This is a genomic window from Cupriavidus basilensis OR16 (genome assembly GCF_000243095.1).
Taxonomy (GTDB): domain Bacteria; phylum Pseudomonadota; class Gammaproteobacteria; order Burkholderiales; family Burkholderiaceae; genus Cupriavidus; species Cupriavidus basilensis_D.
The window spans coordinates 1-17,263 of the sequence record NZ_AHJE01000047.1 but is presented as its reverse complement, the minus strand read 5'-3'; the positions used below and the strand labels follow the sequence as shown (position 1 = coordinate 17,263).

Below are 17,263 nucleotides of genomic sequence, written 5' to 3'. Positions count from 1 at the left end.
AGGAAGAACGCGGGCCGGCCAGGGGGCGCGGCATCAGGCAGTGCCGCAGCCGCCTACTTCAGGTCGCCAAACTTCCTGCCCTGCGCAACCAGGTCCTCGAGCAGCCTGGCCGGCTTGAAGTCCGCGCCAAGGGTGGCCTCGAAGTTCTTCATGGCAGCCAGCACCTTGTCCAGCCCGATCGTGTCCGCATAGAACATCGGGCCGCCGCGGTACACCGGCCAGCCGTAGCCATTTACCCACACCACGTCGATGTCGGACGCACGGATGGCCTTGCCCTCCTCGAGGATCTTCGCGCCTTCATTGATCATCGTGTAGACGCAGCGCTCCAGGATCTCCTGCTCGGAGACCACGCGGCTGGTCATGCCCTTCCTGGCGGCAAAGTCGCGGATGATCTGTTCGACCACGGGCGAGGGGATGGCATTGCGCTTGTCGTCGTAGTCGTAGTAGCCCGCGCCGGTCTTCTGGCCGCGGCGGTCCATCTCGCACAGGATCTCGCGCAGTGTGGCGCTGCTGGATTTTTCGCGGATCCAGCCCAGGTCCAGGCCGGCCAGGTCGCTCATGGCGAACGGGCCCATCGGGAAGCCGAAGTTGTACAGCACGCGGTCGATGTCCCACGGCAGCGCGCCTTCGAGCACGAGCTTCTGCGCTTCGCGCTGGCGCTGGGCGAGCATGCGGTTACCGACAAAGCCTGGGCACACACCCACCAGCGCGGCAATCTTGCCGATCTTGCGGGCCAGTTCCATCGACGTGCGGATGACAGGCTTGGAGGTCTTGTCGCCGCGCACCACTTCCAGCAGCTTCATGACGTTGGCCGGCGAGAAGAAGTGCAGGCCGATCACGGATTCGGGCCGGGACGTGGCGGCGGCGATCTCATTGACGTCGAGCGCGGAGGTGTTGGTGGCCAGGATGGCACCGCGCTTCACGATCTTGTCGAGCTTGCCGAAGATGTCCTTCTTCACATCCATGTTTTCATAGACGGCTTCGATCACCAGGTCGGCATCGGCCAGTTGGCCGAGCTCCAGCGTGGGGGTCAGAAGCGCCATGCGCTTGTCGACATCGGCGGCGGTGATGCGGCCCTTGCTGGCGGTGTTGTCGTAGTTGGCGCGGATGGTGCGCATGCCCCGGTCCAGTGCCTCCTGCGCGGTTTCCACGATGACAACGGGCACGCCGGCGTTCAGCAGGTTCATGGCGATGCCGCCGCCCATGGTGCCCGCACCGATGATGCCCACCTTCTTCACGTCGATGGTCGGCGTGTCCGCCGGCACATCGGGCAGGTTCCAGACCTGGCGCGACGCGAAGAAGTAATAGCGCTGCGCAGCCGATTGCGTGCCGTTCATCAGCGCCAGGAAGAGCTTGCGCTCGACCTTCATGCCTTCGTCGAACGGCAGGTTGACCGCCGCCTCGATGCAGCGGATGTTGTACTCGGGCGCATCGAAGCCACGGAACTTGCGGGCGTTGGCGCGGCGGAAGTCGGCAAACAGCTCCGGCTTGCCGCGCGCGGCTTCCACCTTCTCGTTGAGATCGCGCACCTTGCGCAGCGGGCGCTGCTCGGCGTTGACCTGCTTGACGAAGGCGATCGCGTCGGCGCGCAGCGCGGCGTCATCGGTCACCAGGTCGAACAGGCCCATCTCCGCGGCGGCGGCCGCGCCGATATGGGCGCCGGAGGTCACCATGTCGAGCGCCTTGGCCGGGCCGACGATGCGGGGCAGGCGTTGCGTGCCGCCGGCGCCGGGGAGCAGGCCCAGGTTGACTTCGGGCAGGCCGCATTTAGCGGACCTGGCTGCCACGCGATAGTGGCAGACCAGCGCGACTTCCAGCCCGCCGCCCAGCGCGGTGCCGTGGATGGCGGCAACCACGGGCTTGGGCGAGCCTTCGATTGCGGCTTGCACGTCGGCCAGCGCCGGGCCAACCGGCGGCTTGCCGAACTCGGTGATGTCGGCGCCGGCGATAAAGGTCTTGCCCGCGCAGATCAGGACGATGCCCTTGACGTTGCTGTCGGCGATGGCGAGTTCGACGCCATCGAGGATGCCGGTGCGGACCGCCGCCGACAAGGCGTTGACCGGCGGAGAGTTGAGCGTAAGGATGGCAATATCGCCTTCGATGGCGAGATCGGCGACTGCGTTGATGGCGGTCATGGGTGCGGATTCCAGGGTGTCGATGTGTCGATGTGTCGATGTGTCGGTACGTCGGTACGTCGGTGTGTCAGTTCAGGTGGCTTGATGCGAGGGCCGCCGCCGGTCTCAGTAAATCTCGAACAGCCCGGCCGCGCCCATGCCGCCGCCAATGCACATCGTCACCACGCCAAATTTGGCGCCACGGCGCTTGCCCTCCAGGAGCAGGTGGCCGCTCATGCGCGCGCCGGACATGCCGTAAGGATGGCCAATGGAGATGGCCCCGCCGGAGACGTTCAGCCGCTCGTTCGGAATGCCGAGCGTATCGCGGATATGCAGGACCTGGCTGGCGAACGCTTCGTTCAGCTCCCAGATGCCGATGTCGCTCATCGACAGGCCGTGCTGCTTGAGCAGCTTGGGAATGGCAAACACCGGGCCGATGCCCATCTCGTCCGGGTCGCAACCGGCAACGGCCATGCCGCGATATGCGCCCAGCGGCTGCAGGCCGCGGCGTTCCGCCTCCTTCGCCTCCATCAGCACCATGGCGGACGCGCCATCGGACAGCTGCGAGGCATTGCCGGCGGTGATGAAGCTGCCCTCGGCCACGCATTGCCCGTTCTTGAAGACCGGCTTGAGCGCCTGCAGGTCGGCCAGCGTGGTGCTGGGGCGGTTGCCCTCGTCCCTGGCGAGCGTGACCTGCTGCTCGCTGACTGCGCCGCTGGCTTTGTCGGTGACCAGCATCGTCGTGGTGAGCGGCACGATCTCCGCGTCGAAGCGGCCGGCTTCCTGCGCGGCGGCGGTGCGCTGCTGCGATTGCAGCGAGTACGCGTCCTGGGCTTCGCGGCTCACGCCATAGCGCTGCGCCACGATTTCCGCGGTCTCCAGCATCGTCATGTAGATCTGCGGCAGCGTGCGCACCAGCTGTGGATCCTGCGCGCGGTAGCGGTTGATCTTGTCGTTCTGGACCAGCGAGATTGACTCCAGGCCGCCGCCGACCGCGACCTGCATGCCGTCGACGATGATCTGCTTGGCGGCCGTGGCGATCGCCATCAGGCCGGAGGCGCACTGGCGGTCCATCGACATGCCCGGCACCGTGACGGGCAGCCCGGCGCGCAGCAGCGCCTGGCGCGCGACGTTGCCACCCGTCGAGCCTTGCTGCACCGCGCAGCCCAGGATCACGTCGGCAATCTCCGCCGGGTCGATGCCGGCGCGCTGTACGGCGTGCGAGATGGCGTGGGCGCCTAGCTCCTGCGCCTGCGTGTTGTTGAAGGCGCCGCGATGGGCCTTGCCGATCGGCGTACGTGCGGTGGATACGATGACTGCTTCACGCATGGGAAGTCTCCTGTTGTGTTTTGAATGAATGCCTAACCGTGGCGATGCGAAACGTCCTTGGCGATGGCCAGGAATGTCTCCAGGTCATCGCGGATCTGTTTTTTGTTGTACTTGCCCACGCTGGTCTTGGGGATGTCCCGCGTGATGGCGACGAGCTTGGGCAGCATCCACCGGGTGATCTTGCCGGTATCGACGCCGTGTACCTTCAGGAAATCGACGACACTGTCCTCGTCGGCCACAAAGCCGCTGCGCACGCTGACCAGCGCCAAGGGCTTCTCGCCCCATACCGGGTCGGGCACCCCGACCACCGTCGCCTCGTGCACGAAATCGGCCATCGCGATCAGGTTCTCCAGCAGCACGGTGGGTACCATCTCGGCGCCGCTGCGGATCACGTCCTTCATGCGGTCGGCGATGGTGATATAGCCCTGATATAGCCCTCGGCATCCACCTTGGCGATATCGCCGGTGTGCAGCCAGCCATCCTGCCAAAGCTCCGCGCTTTTCTCGGGATCGCGGTAGTACTGCCCGGTTGTCCACGGCGCGCGCACGACGATCTCGCCGACCGCGTGGTCGTCCTGCGCCACGGCCTTGCCTTCGCCGTCCACGACCTCGACCTCCACGCCCAGGATCGGCAGCCCGGATTTGACCAGCACGGCGTCGGTCTCGTCCCGGTCCAGGTGGACCATGGTCTTCTTGATGAACGAGCCGACGATGGTGGGCGCGGTTTCCGTCATGCCATAACCCGAGCTCATGCGGAAGGTGGGGATCAGGGCCTCCAGCTTGCGCTTGAGCCCGAGCGGCAGCGCGCCGCCGCCCACGCTGACGCGCACCAGGCTGCTGAGGTCGTACTTCTTCAGGTCCGGGTATTCGAGCAACATGGCCGCGATGGTTGCCACGATGCCCACCGACGTCACCTTCTCGCGCTCCACCAGTTCGCAGAAGCCCTGCACGGTAAAGGTGCCGTGCAGCACGATCTTCTGCGCGCTATAGACCGCGACGAAAGGCTGCCCCCAGCCGTGGATGTGGAACATCGGCGTGTTCAGCAGCGGCACCGCGCCTTCGCCCAGCCGCGTGCCGAGGCCATCGGCGATATCGTGGTCCGGCGTGTTGCCGATGGCGAGCTGCGCCATCATGTGGATCGTCAGCAGGTAGAGCTGGCGATGCGTGAAGGTGGCGCCCTTCGGCTGGCCCGTGGTGCCGGTGGTGTAGCACAGCGTGGCGTTGACGTCCTCGTGCAGGGTCGGCCACTCGATGGTCTCGGCCTGGCGGGCGATCAGCGTTTCATACTCGACGATGTTGGGGATGCGGGTCTGCGGCAGCCCCGGCTTGTCCGACATATAGACCACCAGCTCGACCACATCCTTGATCTGGTCGTAGATGCCTTCCAGCAAGGGCATCAAGGTGTCGTCGACAAAAAGGATCTTGTCCTGCGCGTGCCGGATGGTGTAGACGATGTGCTGCGCGGAGAGCCGGACATTGATCGGGTGGAGCGTCGCGCCGATGCCCGTCACGCCGTAGTACAGCTCCAGGTGGCGGTGCGTGTTGAGCGCCATCGTGGCAATGCGCGCGCCAGGCTCACCGGGCACGCCCGCTTGCACCTTGAGCTCGCCGCGCAGGCCGTTGGCCAGTTGCGCCACGCGCCGGTACCACTGCATCCAGGTAAAGCGGAAGTACTCCCCGGTGGCGTGGTTGCGGTAGACGACGCCGATCTCGTTGGGGTACATCCGCACCGGGCGCTTCATGATCGTGGTGAGCACGAGCGGGTAGTGCGTGCTGAATTCCGGATAGGTCCTGAATGTCATCTTGTCTCCTGATGATCGTGATGGTCCTGGTGATCCTGATATTGGCGCTACGCGTTGCCCTCGCGCTGGGGCCGTGGATGGCGGCGTGGCTCCTGCACCCGCAGGGCGAGCCCAAAGGCGATGCCCATGACCACGATAGCCGCGACGAACACCAGCGAGAAACGCACCCCCTGAGCCAGCATGCCGCCGAGGATTGGCCCGCACGCCATCATGGCGTAGGTGGCCGTGTCGGAGACGGCCAGCAACATGGGGCGGTCGCGGCGGTTGCCGAACTCCAGCGCAAAGTTGTCCGCGGACAGGAAGTAGCCGCCAAAGCTGGCGCCCAGTCCGCAAAAGACCAGCAGGAAGGCGCCCAGGCCATCGCACAGCAGCAGCGCGGCGGTGGACAAGACCCACAGCCCGATGCTGCACAGGAACACCAGCCGATAACCGTGGCGGTCGGCCAGGCGGCCCCACAGCAGGTTGCTGGTGGTCTGCGCCAGCAGGTAGGCAATGCTCAGGTAGCCCAGCGTGGCGCCCGAGAGCGGCAGGTGGCTGCCGACGTAGATGGCATAGAACGGCACCGCCATCATGCTGAACGCCACCAGCGCGCGGGCCATGAAGAAGCGCACGTAGTGCCTGTCCGCACGCAGCAGCGCCGGGACTTCGCGCAGGCGCTGGCGAAAGCCCGATTGCACGCGCACATCGTGGAGCATCGGCTCGCGCATGCGGGTCAGCGCGGAGATGCCCAGGCTGGTGAGGACGAAGGCGGCGAGGAAGGTGGTGGCGTAGCCATTGCCGAACACATTGCCGCCAACCAGGAAGCGGCCGCCCAGATAGGCCACCGCCGCCGCGATCAGCCCGCCGAGGAAATTGCGCAACGCGCTGAGCGCGCCCCTTCGCTCCAGCGGAATGATCTTGGACGTGAGGTAGTTGAAGGTGACGTTCTGCACGCCGTTGAACAAGCCGAACAGCAGCAGGAACACGGCGGCGGCGGCCAGCGCGCCGCCGCCCGAGAGCAGGAAGGCCGACAAGCCGAGGCCCAGGATCTGCAGGCGCACCAGCCAGCCCACCAGGTAGATCAGCGGCATCACGCGCTGGCGATGCTCGATCTGCGTGGCGCCCCAGATGGAGGACATCGCCATGCCGGCGTACTGCGCGGAAAGCACGCACCCCACCACCAGCTTGGAGCCAGAGAGCAGGTAGATATAGGCGGGCACGAAGGTGGGAGCGGTCACCAGCCGGAAGCCGGTCATGCCCAGCATGCCGTGGACCAGGTAGGCGCGCGAGTTGCGCGGCAGGTGCTGCTGCACGTGGGCGCGGAAGCTGTCCTCCGCCAGTGCGTGCGCATCGCCATGTCCGGCATTGGTGCCAAGCGCGGCCCGTGCGGCGAGTTCGGCTTTCATGCCGCCGAGCCTGCGCGCAGGCTTGCCTGCGATGCGTAGTGTTGCAGCGCCTGGTCCAGCTCCACCTTCTCCAGCGAGAGCAGCTCTGTCACCGCCTTCAGCCAGTCCGGGCGTTCGCGGGTACAGACGGCGATCGGCTGCGGCGTGTCCGAGTGCTGCGCGGCCAGCATTGCATAGTTGGCGGCGTAGCTTGGCGGGCGCACATCGGTCGCCAGGTCGGCGATGGCGTACGGGTCGGGCGGCCCGGTTCGTGTGGTGTCGACCACCGGGATATATGGATTGCGCGCGGCCGTGCCGCCGCCGGCCAGGCCGGGGCCGTCGCGCAGGATGGCGCCGCGCACCTGTTCCGGGCGCGCGCCAGCCAGCAGCAAGGCGATATAACCGCCCAGCCCGCGCCCCGCCACGGTCGACGGGCCCAGGTGCGCCAGCGCGATATCCGCGTCGGCCATCAGGAACTCGCAGCTGTAGCCACCGCCCCGGGGAATGTCCGAGAGCCCGTGCCCGGTGAAATCCAGCGCGTGCACCGTGCCGGGCCAGCTGGCGTACTCCGCCGGCAGCGTGTCCGGTGCGCGCTCGCCCAGTCCGTGCAGCAACAGCAGCGCGGGCCCGCCGCCCGGCTTGAGCGGGTGCAGGGCAAGGCGCAGGCGATTGTGGCGCAGGTAGATGGTCATGTATGGAGAAAGCGCAGGATGAGCTCCGCGGTTTCCCGCGGCCGCTCGATATGGATGAAGTGCCCGGTGTCGGCCACCACCTGCACCTGGGTCGAGGGCGGGAAGTACGGCGCCAGGTCGGCCGCGGTGGCATCCCACCCCATGGGCTCGCGCTCGGTGCCGAAGATGGCCAGCATGGGAATGGGAAAGCCCGGCAGGCGGTCGGTCATCCAGCGCGCGCGCATGGGGCCAAAGCCGGAAGAGCCGATCACCGGGTCGAGCTTCCAGCGCCAGCCATCCGCATCCTGGCGCGCGCCGAGCGCGGCGAGGTAGCACAGCCACTCATGGGCGAGCCGCGGGTTCATCCGGGCGCGCCGCAGGGCGAGTTCCTCAAGGGTGCCGGGCTTGCGTGTCCGGCCCGGGCTTTGTCTGCGCGTATCGAGCCAGCGCGTGATGATGGGCGCGGTCATCGATTTCTTGTCGCGCACGGCGCTGTCCGCGTGTGGATTGCGAAAGGGCAGGCCATCGATGGCGACAAAGCGGGTGAACCGGTGCGGCAGCGCCTGGATGGCGTGCACCAGCAGCGAGCCGCCCTTGCTATGGCCGATCGCGATCAACGGCTCGCGCGTGATCGAGTCGGCCACGGCCAGCAGGTCGCGTTCGTCAGCGACCGCCGTGGCCGCGCTGGTCGTAGGACACCACGCGGTAGCCGCCATCGGCCAGCAGCGGCGCGAAGACATCGAAGGTCCGCGCGAAATCCATGGCGCCGTGCACCAGCAGGACCGGTGTGGCGTCGATCGGGCCCCATTCATGGACGGCGATGCGGATGCCGTCTGCGCTGACGGTGCGCGAGCGGTCCGGCGCCTGGGCGCCGGCGAAGGCAGGGATGGCACAGCGCGGCGCGCTGCTGGCGTCAGCCTCCACATTGTCTCCTGGTTGCGTCCCACGGGCGCCGGCCAGCTTGGTGTTCTTGCCGGTGGTTACAGTATGTTTTCGGGAATCCTATCACATTGGCAGTGAATGCATGAGAGACCGCGCCATTGCGGCGCACGGCCATGTCTTGCGCCAGTTTTAGGAAATGGAGTATTGACGTTGGCGGGTTCGGCTTATATAACGAAACCAAATCAAAACAAGACGTGCCAAAAACAGGAGGCAAGCGTGGATGACCTGGAAACCTTCCGGCAGGAGGTGCGTGCCTGGCTGGAAGCGCAATGCCCGCTGGAAATGCGGCAGCCCGTGCGCAATGAAAGCGACGTCTGCTGGGGCGGGCGCAAGTTCCGCTACCAGTCCGAGGCACAGCGCCTTTGGCTGAAGCGCATGGGGGAGAAGGGCTGGACGGTGCCGGAATGGCCGCGCGAGTATGGCGGCGGCGGCCTGTCCCGCGAGCAGGCCAAGGTGCTGCGCCAGGAAATGCAAGCGCTTGGCTGCCGCGTGCCGTTGCAGAGCTTTGGCATCTGGATGCTTGGCCCAGCCTTGCTCAAGTTTGGCTCGGAGGCGCAAAAGCGCGAGCATCTGCCCAAGATCGCCCGCGGCGAGATCCGCTGGTGCCAGGGGTATTCGGAACCCAATGCCGGGTCGGACCTGGCCTCGCTGCAGACGCGCGCGGACGAGCGCGGCGATCACTTCGTCGTCAACGGCCAGAAGGTGTGGACCTCATACGCCGACAAGGCGGACTGGATCTTCTGCCTGGTGCGCACCGACTTCTCGGCGCAGAAGCACACCGGCATCAGCTTCCTGCTGTTCGACATGGAAACGCCGGGCGTGACGGCGCGCCCCATCGTGCTGATCTCCGGCAAGTCGCCGTTCTGCGAGACCTTCTTTGACGATGTGGTGGTGCCGCGCGCCAACCTCGTGGGCGAGCAAAACGGCGGCTGGGCCATCGCCAAGTACCTGCTGACCTTTGAGCGCGAGATGATCAGCGGCATTGGCGGGCGCGGCCAGCGCCCGCCAATGGGCAAGCTGGCGCGCGAAACGCTCGGCCAGAACGAGCGCGGCGAAGTCGACGCACCCATGCTGCGCGCGCAGATAGCCACCTTCGAGATCGATGAGGCCGCATTCGCCCTGGCGGGTGAGCGCGCGATGGACCTGGCCCGGCAGGGCGAGGGCATTGCCGCGTTCTCGTCGGTGCTGAAGTACTACGGGTCGGAGCTGAACAAGCGGCGCTATGAGCTGCTGATGTCGATCGGGGGCAGCGAGGCCCTGGAGTGGGAGAGCGAGCGCAGCAACGACGGCGCCACCGCGCGCGGCTGGCTGCGCAGCAAGGCCAACTCGATTGAGGGCGGCACCAGCGAAGTGCAGCTCAACATCATCGCCAAGCGCTTGCTCGGTCTGCCCGGCGCCTGACATTCCATCCCGATCGCGCGCCTCCACTCCACTTCACGCTCCAACGCATCGAGAACGACCATGGCAATCGTATTGAATCAGACCCAGGAGATGCTGCGGGATAGCGCCCTGGCCTTCCTGCGCGAAAGCGCGCCGGTTTCGATGCTGCGCAAGCTGCGCGACACGCGGGACGACACGGGGTTCTCGCCCGCTCTCTGGAGCGCGTTTGCCGAGCTGGGCTTTGCCGGCGTGCTGATCCCTGAGCAGTACGGCGGCAGCGGGCTCGGCGTGGTGGAGGCGGGCGTGCTCATGGAGGCGCTAGGCCGCACGCTGGCCCCTACGCCGTTCTTCTCCACCGCCTTGCTGGGCGCCTCGCTGATTTCCCGGGGCGGCAGCGCAGCGCAGAAGGCGCAATTCCTGCCAGCCATTGCCGCGGGCAAGCACCTCACCGCGCTGGCGATCGACGAAGGCGCGGCGCACCGTCCGGAGCGCCAGGCGCTCGCCGCGGTGCGGCAGGGCGACGGCTATGTGCTCAATGGCGCCAAGGTCTTCGTGATCGACGGGCATATCGCCGATACGCTGATCGTGGTGGGGCGCACCAGCGGCAACGCTAGCGACCGCGATGGCGTCACGCTATTCCTGGTGCCGCGTGGCGCCGCAGGCATCGCCGTGGAGCGCACCGTGCTGGCGGACGCTCGCAATGCTGCGCGCGTGCGGTTCCGGGATGTGCGCGTTGCGGCAGACGCGGTGCTGGGCGAGGCCGGCGGCGGTGCGCCCATGCTTGAGCACGCGCTCGATATCGCCCGCGCGGCGCTGGCATCCGAGCTGGTCGGCATCGCCGACGAAGCCTTCGAGCGCACGCTGCAATACCTGAAGGAGCGCAAGCAGTTCGGCAAGATCATCGGTGAGTTCCAGGCGCTGCAGCATCGCGCCGCGCATCTGTTCAGCGAGATCGAGATCACGCGCGCGGCGGTGCTGCGCAGCCAGCAGCTGCTCGACGACGGCCCGGCGCAGCCAGTCGCGCTGGTGTCCGCCGCCAAGGCGCGCGCCGGCTCCACGGCGATGCTGGCGGTGCAGGAGGGCGTACAGATGCACGGCGGCATCGGCATGACCGACGAGTTCGAGATCGGGTTCTACATGAAGCGCGCATGCGCCGCGCAAATCCTGCTCGGCGATACCAACTTCCACGCTCAGCGCTGGGCCACCCTGCGCGGCTATTGAGCGGCTGCGCCCCTCACGCGCCGCAACGCCGCAGCGCACCATCCTCGCCCCCTAATCGCAGGCCTTGCACGCGCAGGCGTGGGGCCTGCGCTCACCCTCGCGATTCCGGTCGTGCGTTTGCGCTGCACAAGCGGTCCGCTACGCCGGCGCTGACCTAGGTAAATCCATTAGACATTCAAGGTCCAGTTCGGTTGTCATGATTTAGAACTATGGGTATGCTGAATGGGCTATCTGTACAAACAGCAGCTCGGTGGAAAACTCCCAGGGAAACAGTCCTGATTCGCATCGGATATCGCTTCATTTACGCGTTAAGTGATTCCCGTTCGGTGCGTTTGGCGGCCACACGAAGCACCGGACAGGAGACGGCATGGTCGGATCTGCACTCGCTATCGTATCTACGGTATCTTTTTCATGGGCGCGCGGCATGACCTTGCCGGGCGTCACCGAAGCGGGCGCACCATGAGTGCCTACATCCTGCGCCGCCTGCTGGCGCTTCTGCCCACACTGCTGTTCGCGAGCCTGATCGTCTTTGTGATCGTGCGCATGGTGCCGGGCGATGTGGTGGACCTGATGCTGAGCCAGAACGACATCAGCGCCGACACCAAGAGCCGCGAGGACCTGATCCGCGCGCTGGGCCTGGACCAGCCGATGTGGTTCCAGTACGTCCACTGGATCGGCAACATCGTGCTGCGCGGGGATCTGGGCCAGTCGCTGTGGCAGGGCGAGCCGGTGCTCAAGATGGTGCTGGCGCGCATGCCTGCCACCCTCTCGCTGGGTGTGCTGGCCCTGTTCGTGGCGCTCTCGGTGGCACTGCCCGTTGGCGTGTTGTCGGCGATCCGGCAGGACACCGCCGCCGACTACGTGGCGCGCTCCTTTTCCATCCTGATGCTGGCGGTGCCAAGCTTCTGGATGGGGACGATGATCATGGTGTTTCCATCGGTGTGGTGGGGCTGGTCGCCCGAGGTGCGCTACGTTCCCTTCCTGGAAGACCCGCTCCAGCACATCAGCAATATGCTGGTGCCCGCCATCATCCTTGGCATGGCGCTGTCCGCCATCACCATGCGCATGACGCGCACGATGATGCTGGAGGTGCTGCGCCAGGACTACATCCGCACGGCATGGGCCAAGGGCTTGAATGAGCGCCTGGTGATCCTGCGCCATGCGCTGCGCAACGCGCTGATCCCGGTGGTGACGCTGATCGGCCTGCAGGCGCCGCTGCTGATCGGCGGGGCCGTGGTGATCGAGCAGATCTTTGCGCTGCCGGGCATGGGCCTGCTCCTGCTGGACGCCGTGAACCAGCGGGACTATCCCGTGATCACCGGCGTGTTCCTGGTGGTCGGGGTGGCCGTCATGCTCATCAACCTGCTCGTGGATTTGAGCTACGGGCTGTTCGACCCGAAAGTGAGGCATCGCTGATGGCACGTCCAATCGCAAACGCCCCGGCACGCAAGGCGGGCCAACCCGCGCGGTCCCCCACCGGTCCTGGCCGGTTCGGGGCGGCCTTCGCGCTGGTAATGCGCCTGTTCCGCGAGAAGCCGCTGGGCGCCGCCGGCGCGGTGATCTGCATGATCTTCCTGTTCTGCGGCGTCTTTGCCGACTGGCTGGCGCCATATGGCGTCAACGAGATCAGCATGATGAAGCGGTTGCAGCCGCCTTCGTGGGCGCACCCGTTCGGTACCGACAACCTCGGGCGCGACATGCTCTCGCGTTGCCTGTACGGCGCGCAGCTCTCGGTCATCATCGGGCTGTCGGCCGCCACGCTGGCTACCGCCATCTCGGTGCTGATCGGCATCCTGACCGGCTACCTCGGCGGCAAGTTCGACCTGATCGTGCAGCGCATGGTGGATGCGTGGATGAGCTTTCCCGACCTGGTGATCCTGATCGTGGTGGTGTCCGTGCTCGGCCCGGGCAGCTGGCAGATCGTCGGCACGCTTGGCTTGCTGTTGGGTGTGGGCGGGTCGCGGATCATCCGCAGCGCGGTGGTCTCGGTGCGCGAGAACATGTATGTGCATGCCGCGCAATCCATGGGCGCATCGACCGGGCGCATCCTCTGGCGCCACATCCTGCCCAACGTGCTGCCGCCCATCATCGTGCTGTTCACCACGCGCGTGGGCACCGCGATCCTGGCCGAATCCGGCCTGTCCTTCCTCGGGCTGGGCGTGCCGCCGCCCGCGCCGACCTGGGGCGGCATGCTCTCGGGCAACGGGCGCACCTTCATGTTCCAGGGGCCTTGGCTGGCATTGGCCCCCGGCATCTGCCTCACCGTTGTCGTCTATGCCATCAACGTCTACGGCGACGCGCTACGTGACCTGCTCGACCCGCGCATGCGCGGACCGCGATAACTCGCGGTAAACATTGACGAAAGACAACGATGGAGGGACGCGGCTTGAACCGGACAATATCTTCAGTAGTGGCGGGCATGGCGCTGGCGCTTGCCGCCGGCGCGGCCTGCGCGCAGGCCGAGACGCCAAAGTACGGCGGCAATCTCGAGATCGGCTCGATGTATCCCACCATCTCCGCCCTGTCCTGGGACCTGGCGGACTGGAACTGGAAGCAGAACTACGATACCGGCCAGGTCTACGAGCAGCTCTTCGCCGCCGATCTCGCCAAGGCCAAGCGCAATGGCGGCAAGTACGCGTTCCAGGCCGATGCGTGGCTCCCCGAAGATGCGATTCGCGGCGAGCTGGCCGAGAGCTGGAAATGGCTCGATCCGCTGACGCTCGAAGTCAAGCTGCGCAAGGGCGTGAAGTTTCCCGCCAAGGCGGGCGTGATGGAGGAGCGCGAGCTGGTGGCCGACGACGTGGTCTTCAGCTATAGCCGCCAGAATGCCAGCGCCAAGAAGATCCCCACGTACTACGATCATCTTGCCAAGGTGGAGGCAACGGACAAGTACACGGTGGTCTTCCGCTTCAAGGAGTTCAACGCCGAATGGGACTACCGTTTCGGCTGGGGCTACTACTCCGGCATCATGCCCAAGGAAGTGGCGGCTGCTGGCGCCGGCAACTGGAAGAACGTGAACGGCAGCGGGCCCTTCCTGCTGAGCAATTTCGTGCAGGGCACGTCCAGCACCTATACCAGGAACGGGCAGTACTGGGATAGCGACAGGATCGGCGGCAAGGACTACAAGCTGCCCTTCGTCGACAAGGTCGTGCTGCGCACGGTCAAGGACGAGTCCACGCGCAACACCATGCTGCGCACCGGCAAGCTGGATGTGCTCGAGTACGTGCGCTGGACCGCGGTCGACGAGCTCAAGAAGAACGCGCCCGCGCTCAAGTGGTCGCGCTGGCTGTCGACCAATGGCCAGTACGTGGCGCTGCGCGTTGACACCAAGCCGTTCAACGACCTGCGCGTGCGGCGCGCGCTGAACATGGCAGTCAACAAGCAGGAGATCGTCAAGCAGTTCTACGGCGGCAATGCCGAGCTGTTCGCCTATCCGCAGCATCCGGACTACACCGGCTACTTCGAGCCGCTGAGCGCCATGCCCGAGTCGGTGAAGGAGCTGTTCAGCTACAACCCGGACAAGGCACGCAAGCTGCTGGCCGAGGCCGGTTACGCGAAGGGCTTCACCTTCAAGGTGCAGGTCTGCGCCTGCCAGCCCGAGCACCTGGAACTGCTGCCGCTGATCGGTGCCTACCTGGAGCAGGTTGGCGTGCGCATCGAGATCCAGCCAATGGAGTACGGCGCGTTCCTGTCGGCCATGACCACCAAGACCAACGCGCCCGGCTACCTGATGAGCAACGGCCATACCAACCCGACCACCACGATCCGCAAGAGCTTTGTGAAGGGCCAGGTCTGGAACGCCGCGCAGTGGGGCGACCCCAAGTACGAGCAGCGTGTCAATGAAGCCTTCCAGATGCGCGACCTTGGCCGCCGGCAGGAAGCCTTGCGCTCGCTCACGCGCGATGTGCTTGCGGATGCGCCGTATATCTGGTTGCCGACGCCTTACCAGTACACCGCATGGTGGCCCTGGGTGAAGAACTACAACGCCGAGCTGCGCGCGGGCGCGGTACGGCCCGGCCCGATCTACGCGCGGATGTGGGTCGACCAGGACATGAAGAAGAAAATGGGTTTTTGATTCCCTTGCTCCATGAAAGGAGGCCCGCATGACGCAGCCGATCCTGCAGGTGAACCAGCTGACCACGCGCTTTCGCACCGACCGCGGCGTGGTCACGGCAGTGGACCAGGTCTCGTTCGACGTCGCCCCCGGCGAGACGCTGGCCATCGTTGGCGAATCCGGCTCCGGGAAAAGCGTGACCGCGCTGTCGATCCTGGGCCTGATCCCGAGCCCGGCCGGCCGTATCGAATCGGGCGAGATCCTCTTCGACGGGCAGGACCTGCTCAAGCTCAGCCCGGCAAAAATGCGCGCGATTCGCGGCAACCGGATCGCAATGATCTTCCAGGAGCCGATGTCCTCGATGAACCCGGCGCTCACGGTGGGCAAGCAGATCGCCGAGCCGATCAACCTGCACCAGGGCATGCCGTGGAAGACGGCCCTCGGCATCGCCGGCGAGCTGCTTGGCAAGGTGCAGATCCCCGAGCCGCAGAGCCGGCTGGGCGCTTATCCACACCAGTTCTCCGGGGGCATGCGCCAGCGCGCCATGATTGCCATGGCGCTGGCCTGCAAGCCGCAACTGATCATTGCGGACGAACCCACCACCGCGCTTGACGTCACGGTGCAAGCGCAGATCCTCGACCTGCTCAAGGACCTCGCCAGCCAGTCGGATACGGCGCTGGTCCTCATCACGCACGACCTGGGCGTGGTGGCGCGCTACGCCGATCGCGTGGCCGTGATGTACGGCGGACGCGTGGTCGAGACCGCGACCGCGCGCGAGCTCTATGGCCATCCCGCGCACCCCTACACGCGCGGCCTGATGGCCTCGGTGCCGCGCATCGATGGCGATACGCGGCAGCCGCTGGTGCCGATCGACGGCCAGCCGCCCGACCTTACGGCGCTGCCCCCCGGATGCGCCTTCATGCCGCGATGCAAGCTGGCCACCGAACCATGTGGCTTGTCGCGCCCCGCGCTGCGTCCCGTGCGCACGAACCACTTCAAGGCATGCTTCCTCCATGACCATGACCATGACCATGACCGCAACTGAGGCGCTGGCGATGCCTGCCGCTCGCCAGCACGGCAAGATCGGTGACGAGATCCTGCGCGTCGAGAACCTCAAGGTCCATTTCCCGGTGACCAAGGGCGTCTTCATCAAGCGGCAGGTGGGCTCGGTCAGGGCCGTAGATGGCGTGTCGTTCACGCTCAGGCGCGGCGAGACGCTGGGCCTGGTCGGCGAGAGCGGCTGCGGGAAGTCCACGACCGGCCTCGCCATCATCAAGATGCTGGCCGCCAGCGGCGGGCGCATCGCCTTTGACGGCGACGATTTCTCCACCTTCAGCAAGGCGCAGGAAAGACACTTCCGGCGCAGTGTGCAGATGGTCTACCAGGACCCGTTCGGCTCCCTGAACCCGCGCATGAAGGTCTGCGACATCATCGGCGAGCCGCTGGAAGTGCACGGCATGGCCAACGACCGCGAGCGCTATCGCGACCGCATTGCGGAGCTGCTGCAGATGGTCGGGCTGCTGCCCTATATGGCGGACCGCTACCCGCACGAGTTCTCGGGCGGCCAGCGCCAGCGCATCGGCATTGCCCGCGCGCTGGCTGTCGAGCCGAGCCTGATCGTTTGCGACGAACCCGTCTCCGCGCTGGACGTATCGATCCAGACGTATCGATCCAGGCGCAGGTGGTCAACGTGTTCATGGAATTGCAGCGCCGCCTCGGCCTGACCTACGTCTTCATTGCCCACGACCTGGCCGTGGTCCGCCACATCAGCGACCGCATCGCCGTGATGTACCTCGGCCGCATTGTCGAGATCGCCAGCCGGGACACGCTATATGCGAATCCCCGGGGGGGGACGGGCAGATGGTCGCCTGCCATCTGGAGGGCTGATGCCGATGCCGGAGCCAGCGCGGAGCCGGCCGCCGCTGGATCAGGCCACGTGCTGGCGCTCACGCCTCTGAAAATATCCCCAGAAACAACGGCCGGATAAACAGATCCGCCGCGTTCTCCGCGCAAGCATCCGGCACCCACCGCCGCAACTCCACCGCGGCATTGATCATGCCATTGACCTGCAGCGAAGCGATCGACTGGTCCAGCGCCCGGATCGACCCATCCTGCATCCCCTGCACCAGGAACCGCGCAAAGCGCGCCGACAGACGGTTCATCGTCAGCATCTTCTCCTTGCGCATCTCCTCGGGCAGCGCACCATAGATGGTCAGCCGCAACAACGGCCCCTGGCTGGAAAACTGATAGCCGACCAGCGCGCGGGAGATCGCGCACAGCTTGTCCCAGCCGGTGCCCGGGCCGTCCTCCACCTTCGACTGCGCATCCCGGATCACCGCGAACATGTGGTCGAAGCAGGCGGAGATCAGGTCGTCCTTGTTCTCGTT

Annotated in this window: 16 protein-coding genes and 1 pseudogene; 8 read left to right on the top strand and 9 right to left on the bottom strand. The window is 66.1% G+C overall.

All coding sequences use genetic code 11. The annotated features are described in order from the left end of the window. Positions 1-53: 53 nt before the first annotated feature. The 8 genes from OR16_RS17820 to OR16_RS45960 all read right to left on the bottom strand — a co-directional run bounded on the left by OR16_RS17820 (position 54) and on the right by OR16_RS45960 (position 8,203). On the bottom strand, positions 54-2,135 hold the full coding sequence (locus tag OR16_RS17820; RefSeq protein ID WP_006159339.1) for a 3-hydroxyacyl-CoA dehydrogenase NAD-binding domain-containing protein: 2,082 nt from the start codon (positions 2,133-2,135) through the stop codon (positions 54-56). Positions 2,136-2,240: 105 nt separating this feature from the next. Continuing rightward, positions 2,241-3,443 (bottom strand): acetyl-CoA C-acyltransferase, encoded by a 1,203-nt coding sequence (locus OR16_RS17815; RefSeq protein WP_006159338.1) that lies wholly within the window; start codon positions 3,441-3,443, stop codon positions 2,241-2,243. A 32-nt stretch (positions 3,444-3,475) separates the two neighbouring features. After that, positions 3,476-3,844, bottom strand: coding sequence for an AMP-binding enzyme (locus OR16_RS45965; RefSeq protein WP_006159337.1), 369 nt, complete (start codon positions 3,842-3,844; stop codon positions 3,476-3,478). Beyond that, a complete protein-coding gene (locus tag OR16_RS17810) occupies positions 3,841-5,244 on the bottom strand; it encodes an AMP-binding protein (protein WP_006159336.1) in 1,404 nt (467 codons plus the stop codon). The genes OR16_RS45965 and OR16_RS17810 overlap by 4 nt, the downstream gene beginning before the upstream one ends. Before the next feature lie 47 nt (positions 5,245-5,291). Next, positions 5,292-6,629, bottom strand: coding sequence for an MFS transporter (locus OR16_RS17805; protein ID WP_006159335.1), 1,338 nt, complete (start codon positions 6,627-6,629; stop codon positions 5,292-5,294). Continuing rightward, positions 6,626-7,300, bottom strand: a complete 675-nt coding sequence (locus OR16_RS17800) for an alpha/beta fold hydrolase (protein WP_006159334.1) — start codon at positions 7,298-7,300, stop codon at positions 6,626-6,628. Before OR16_RS17800 ends, OR16_RS17805 begins: the two co-directional genes overlap by 4 nt. Then, positions 7,297-8,019 (bottom strand): alpha/beta fold hydrolase, encoded by a 723-nt coding sequence (locus OR16_RS17795; RefSeq protein ID WP_237717108.1) that lies wholly within the window; start codon positions 8,017-8,019, stop codon positions 7,297-7,299. The genes OR16_RS17800 and OR16_RS17795 overlap by 4 nt, the downstream gene beginning before the upstream one ends. Further along, positions 7,943-8,203: an alpha/beta fold hydrolase gene (locus OR16_RS45960; protein WP_006159332.1), complete on the bottom strand. Its 261-nt coding sequence runs from the start codon at positions 8,201-8,203 to the stop codon at positions 7,943-7,945. The genes OR16_RS17795 and OR16_RS45960 overlap by 77 nt, the downstream gene beginning before the upstream one ends. Positions 8,204-8,437: 234 nt before the next feature. Between OR16_RS45960 and OR16_RS17790 the strand changes: the two genes are divergently transcribed. The 8 genes from OR16_RS17790 (at position 8,438) to OR16_RS45955 (ending at position 16,863) form a co-directional block, all read left to right on the top strand. Further along, positions 8,438-9,622 carry an acyl-CoA dehydrogenase family protein gene (locus tag OR16_RS17790; protein ID WP_006159331.1) on the top strand — a complete coding sequence of 395 codons (1,185 nt, stop codon included), beginning with the start codon at positions 8,438-8,440 and terminating at the stop codon, positions 9,620-9,622. A 60-nt stretch (positions 9,623-9,682) separates the two neighbouring features. Then, a complete protein-coding gene (locus OR16_RS17785) occupies positions 9,683-10,822 on the top strand; it encodes an acyl-CoA dehydrogenase family protein (RefSeq protein WP_006159330.1) in 1,140 nt (379 codons plus the stop codon). 459 nt (positions 10,823-11,281) lie between these two features. Next, a complete protein-coding gene (locus tag OR16_RS17780) occupies positions 11,282-12,238 on the top strand; it encodes an ABC transporter permease (RefSeq protein ID WP_006159329.1) in 957 nt (318 codons plus the stop codon). Further along, a complete protein-coding gene (locus OR16_RS17775) occupies positions 12,238-13,164 on the top strand; it encodes an ABC transporter permease (RefSeq protein ID WP_043420214.1) in 927 nt (308 codons plus the stop codon). The genes OR16_RS17780 and OR16_RS17775 overlap by 1 nt, the downstream gene beginning before the upstream one ends. Before the next feature lie 77 nt (positions 13,165-13,241). After that, complete coding sequence (locus tag OR16_RS17770; RefSeq protein WP_006159327.1) at positions 13,242-14,897, top strand: ABC transporter substrate-binding protein; 1,656 nt, start codon at positions 13,242-13,244, stop codon at positions 14,895-14,897. Between the two features lie 28 nt (positions 14,898-14,925). Further along, on the top strand, positions 14,926-15,921 hold the full coding sequence (locus tag OR16_RS17765; protein ID WP_006159326.1) for an ABC transporter ATP-binding protein: 996 nt from the start codon (positions 14,926-14,928) through the stop codon (positions 15,919-15,921). Beyond that, positions 15,908-16,600, top strand: a complete 693-nt coding sequence (locus OR16_RS17760) for an ATP-binding cassette domain-containing protein (protein WP_237717106.1) — start codon at positions 15,908-15,910, stop codon at positions 16,598-16,600. The genes OR16_RS17765 and OR16_RS17760 overlap by 14 nt, the downstream gene beginning before the upstream one ends. After that, positions 16,567-16,863, top strand: a complete 297-nt coding sequence (locus OR16_RS45955) for a hypothetical protein (protein ID WP_237717105.1) — start codon at positions 16,567-16,569, stop codon at positions 16,861-16,863. Before OR16_RS17760 ends, OR16_RS45955 begins: the two co-directional genes overlap by 34 nt. Here the strand turns inward: OR16_RS45955 and OR16_RS17755 are convergent. Continuing rightward, positions 16,823-17,263: pseudogene (locus OR16_RS17755) on the bottom strand (TetR/AcrR family transcriptional regulator); the annotation flags it as partial. The gene OR16_RS45955 and the pseudogene OR16_RS17755 sit on opposite strands and share 41 nt — an antisense overlap.

What these genes read in the sequence shown, in the direction of transcription:
- OR16_RS17765 (WP_006159326.1), top strand. Translation starts at nt 14,926, where the DNA reads ATGACGCAGCCGATCCTGCAGGTGAACCAGCTGACCACGCGCTTTCGC.
- OR16_RS17795 (WP_237717108.1), bottom strand. Translation starts at nt 8,019, where the DNA reads ATGTCTTCGCGCCGCTGCTGGCCGATGGCGGCTACCGCGTGGTGTCCT.
- OR16_RS17775 (WP_043420214.1), top strand. Translation starts at nt 12,238, where the DNA reads ATGGCACGTCCAATCGCAAACGCCCCGGCACGCAAGGCGGGCCAACCC.
- OR16_RS17820 (WP_006159339.1), bottom strand. Translation starts at nt 2,135, where the DNA reads ATGACCGCCATCAACGCAGTCGCCGATCTCGCCATCGAAGGCGATATT.
- OR16_RS17780 (WP_006159329.1), top strand. Translation starts at nt 11,282, where the DNA reads ATGAGTGCCTACATCCTGCGCCGCCTGCTGGCGCTTCTGCCCACACTG.
- OR16_RS17800 (WP_006159334.1), bottom strand. Translation starts at nt 7,300, where the DNA reads ATGACCATCTACCTGCGCCACAATCGCCTGCGCCTTGCCCTGCACCCG.
- OR16_RS17805 (WP_006159335.1), bottom strand. Translation starts at nt 6,629, where the DNA reads ATGAAAGCCGAACTCGCCGCACGGGCCGCGCTTGGCACCAATGCCGGA.
- OR16_RS17770 (WP_006159327.1), top strand. Translation starts at nt 13,242, where the DNA reads ATGGCGCTGGCGCTTGCCGCCGGCGCGGCCTGCGCGCAGGCCGAGACG.
- OR16_RS45965 (WP_006159337.1), bottom strand. Translation starts at nt 3,844, where the DNA reads ATGAAGGACGTGATCCGCAGCGGCGCCGAGATGGTACCCACCGTGCTG.
- OR16_RS17760 (WP_237717106.1), top strand. Translation starts at nt 15,908, where the DNA reads ATGACCGCAACTGAGGCGCTGGCGATGCCTGCCGCTCGCCAGCACGGC.
- OR16_RS17810 (WP_006159336.1), bottom strand. Translation starts at nt 5,244, where the DNA reads ATGACATTCAGGACCTATCCGGAATTCAGCACGCACTACCCGCTCGTG.
- OR16_RS17785 (WP_006159330.1), top strand. Translation starts at nt 9,683, where the DNA reads ATGGCAATCGTATTGAATCAGACCCAGGAGATGCTGCGGGATAGCGCC.
- OR16_RS17815 (WP_006159338.1), bottom strand. Translation starts at nt 3,443, where the DNA reads ATGCGTGAAGCAGTCATCGTATCCACCGCACGTACGCCGATCGGCAAG.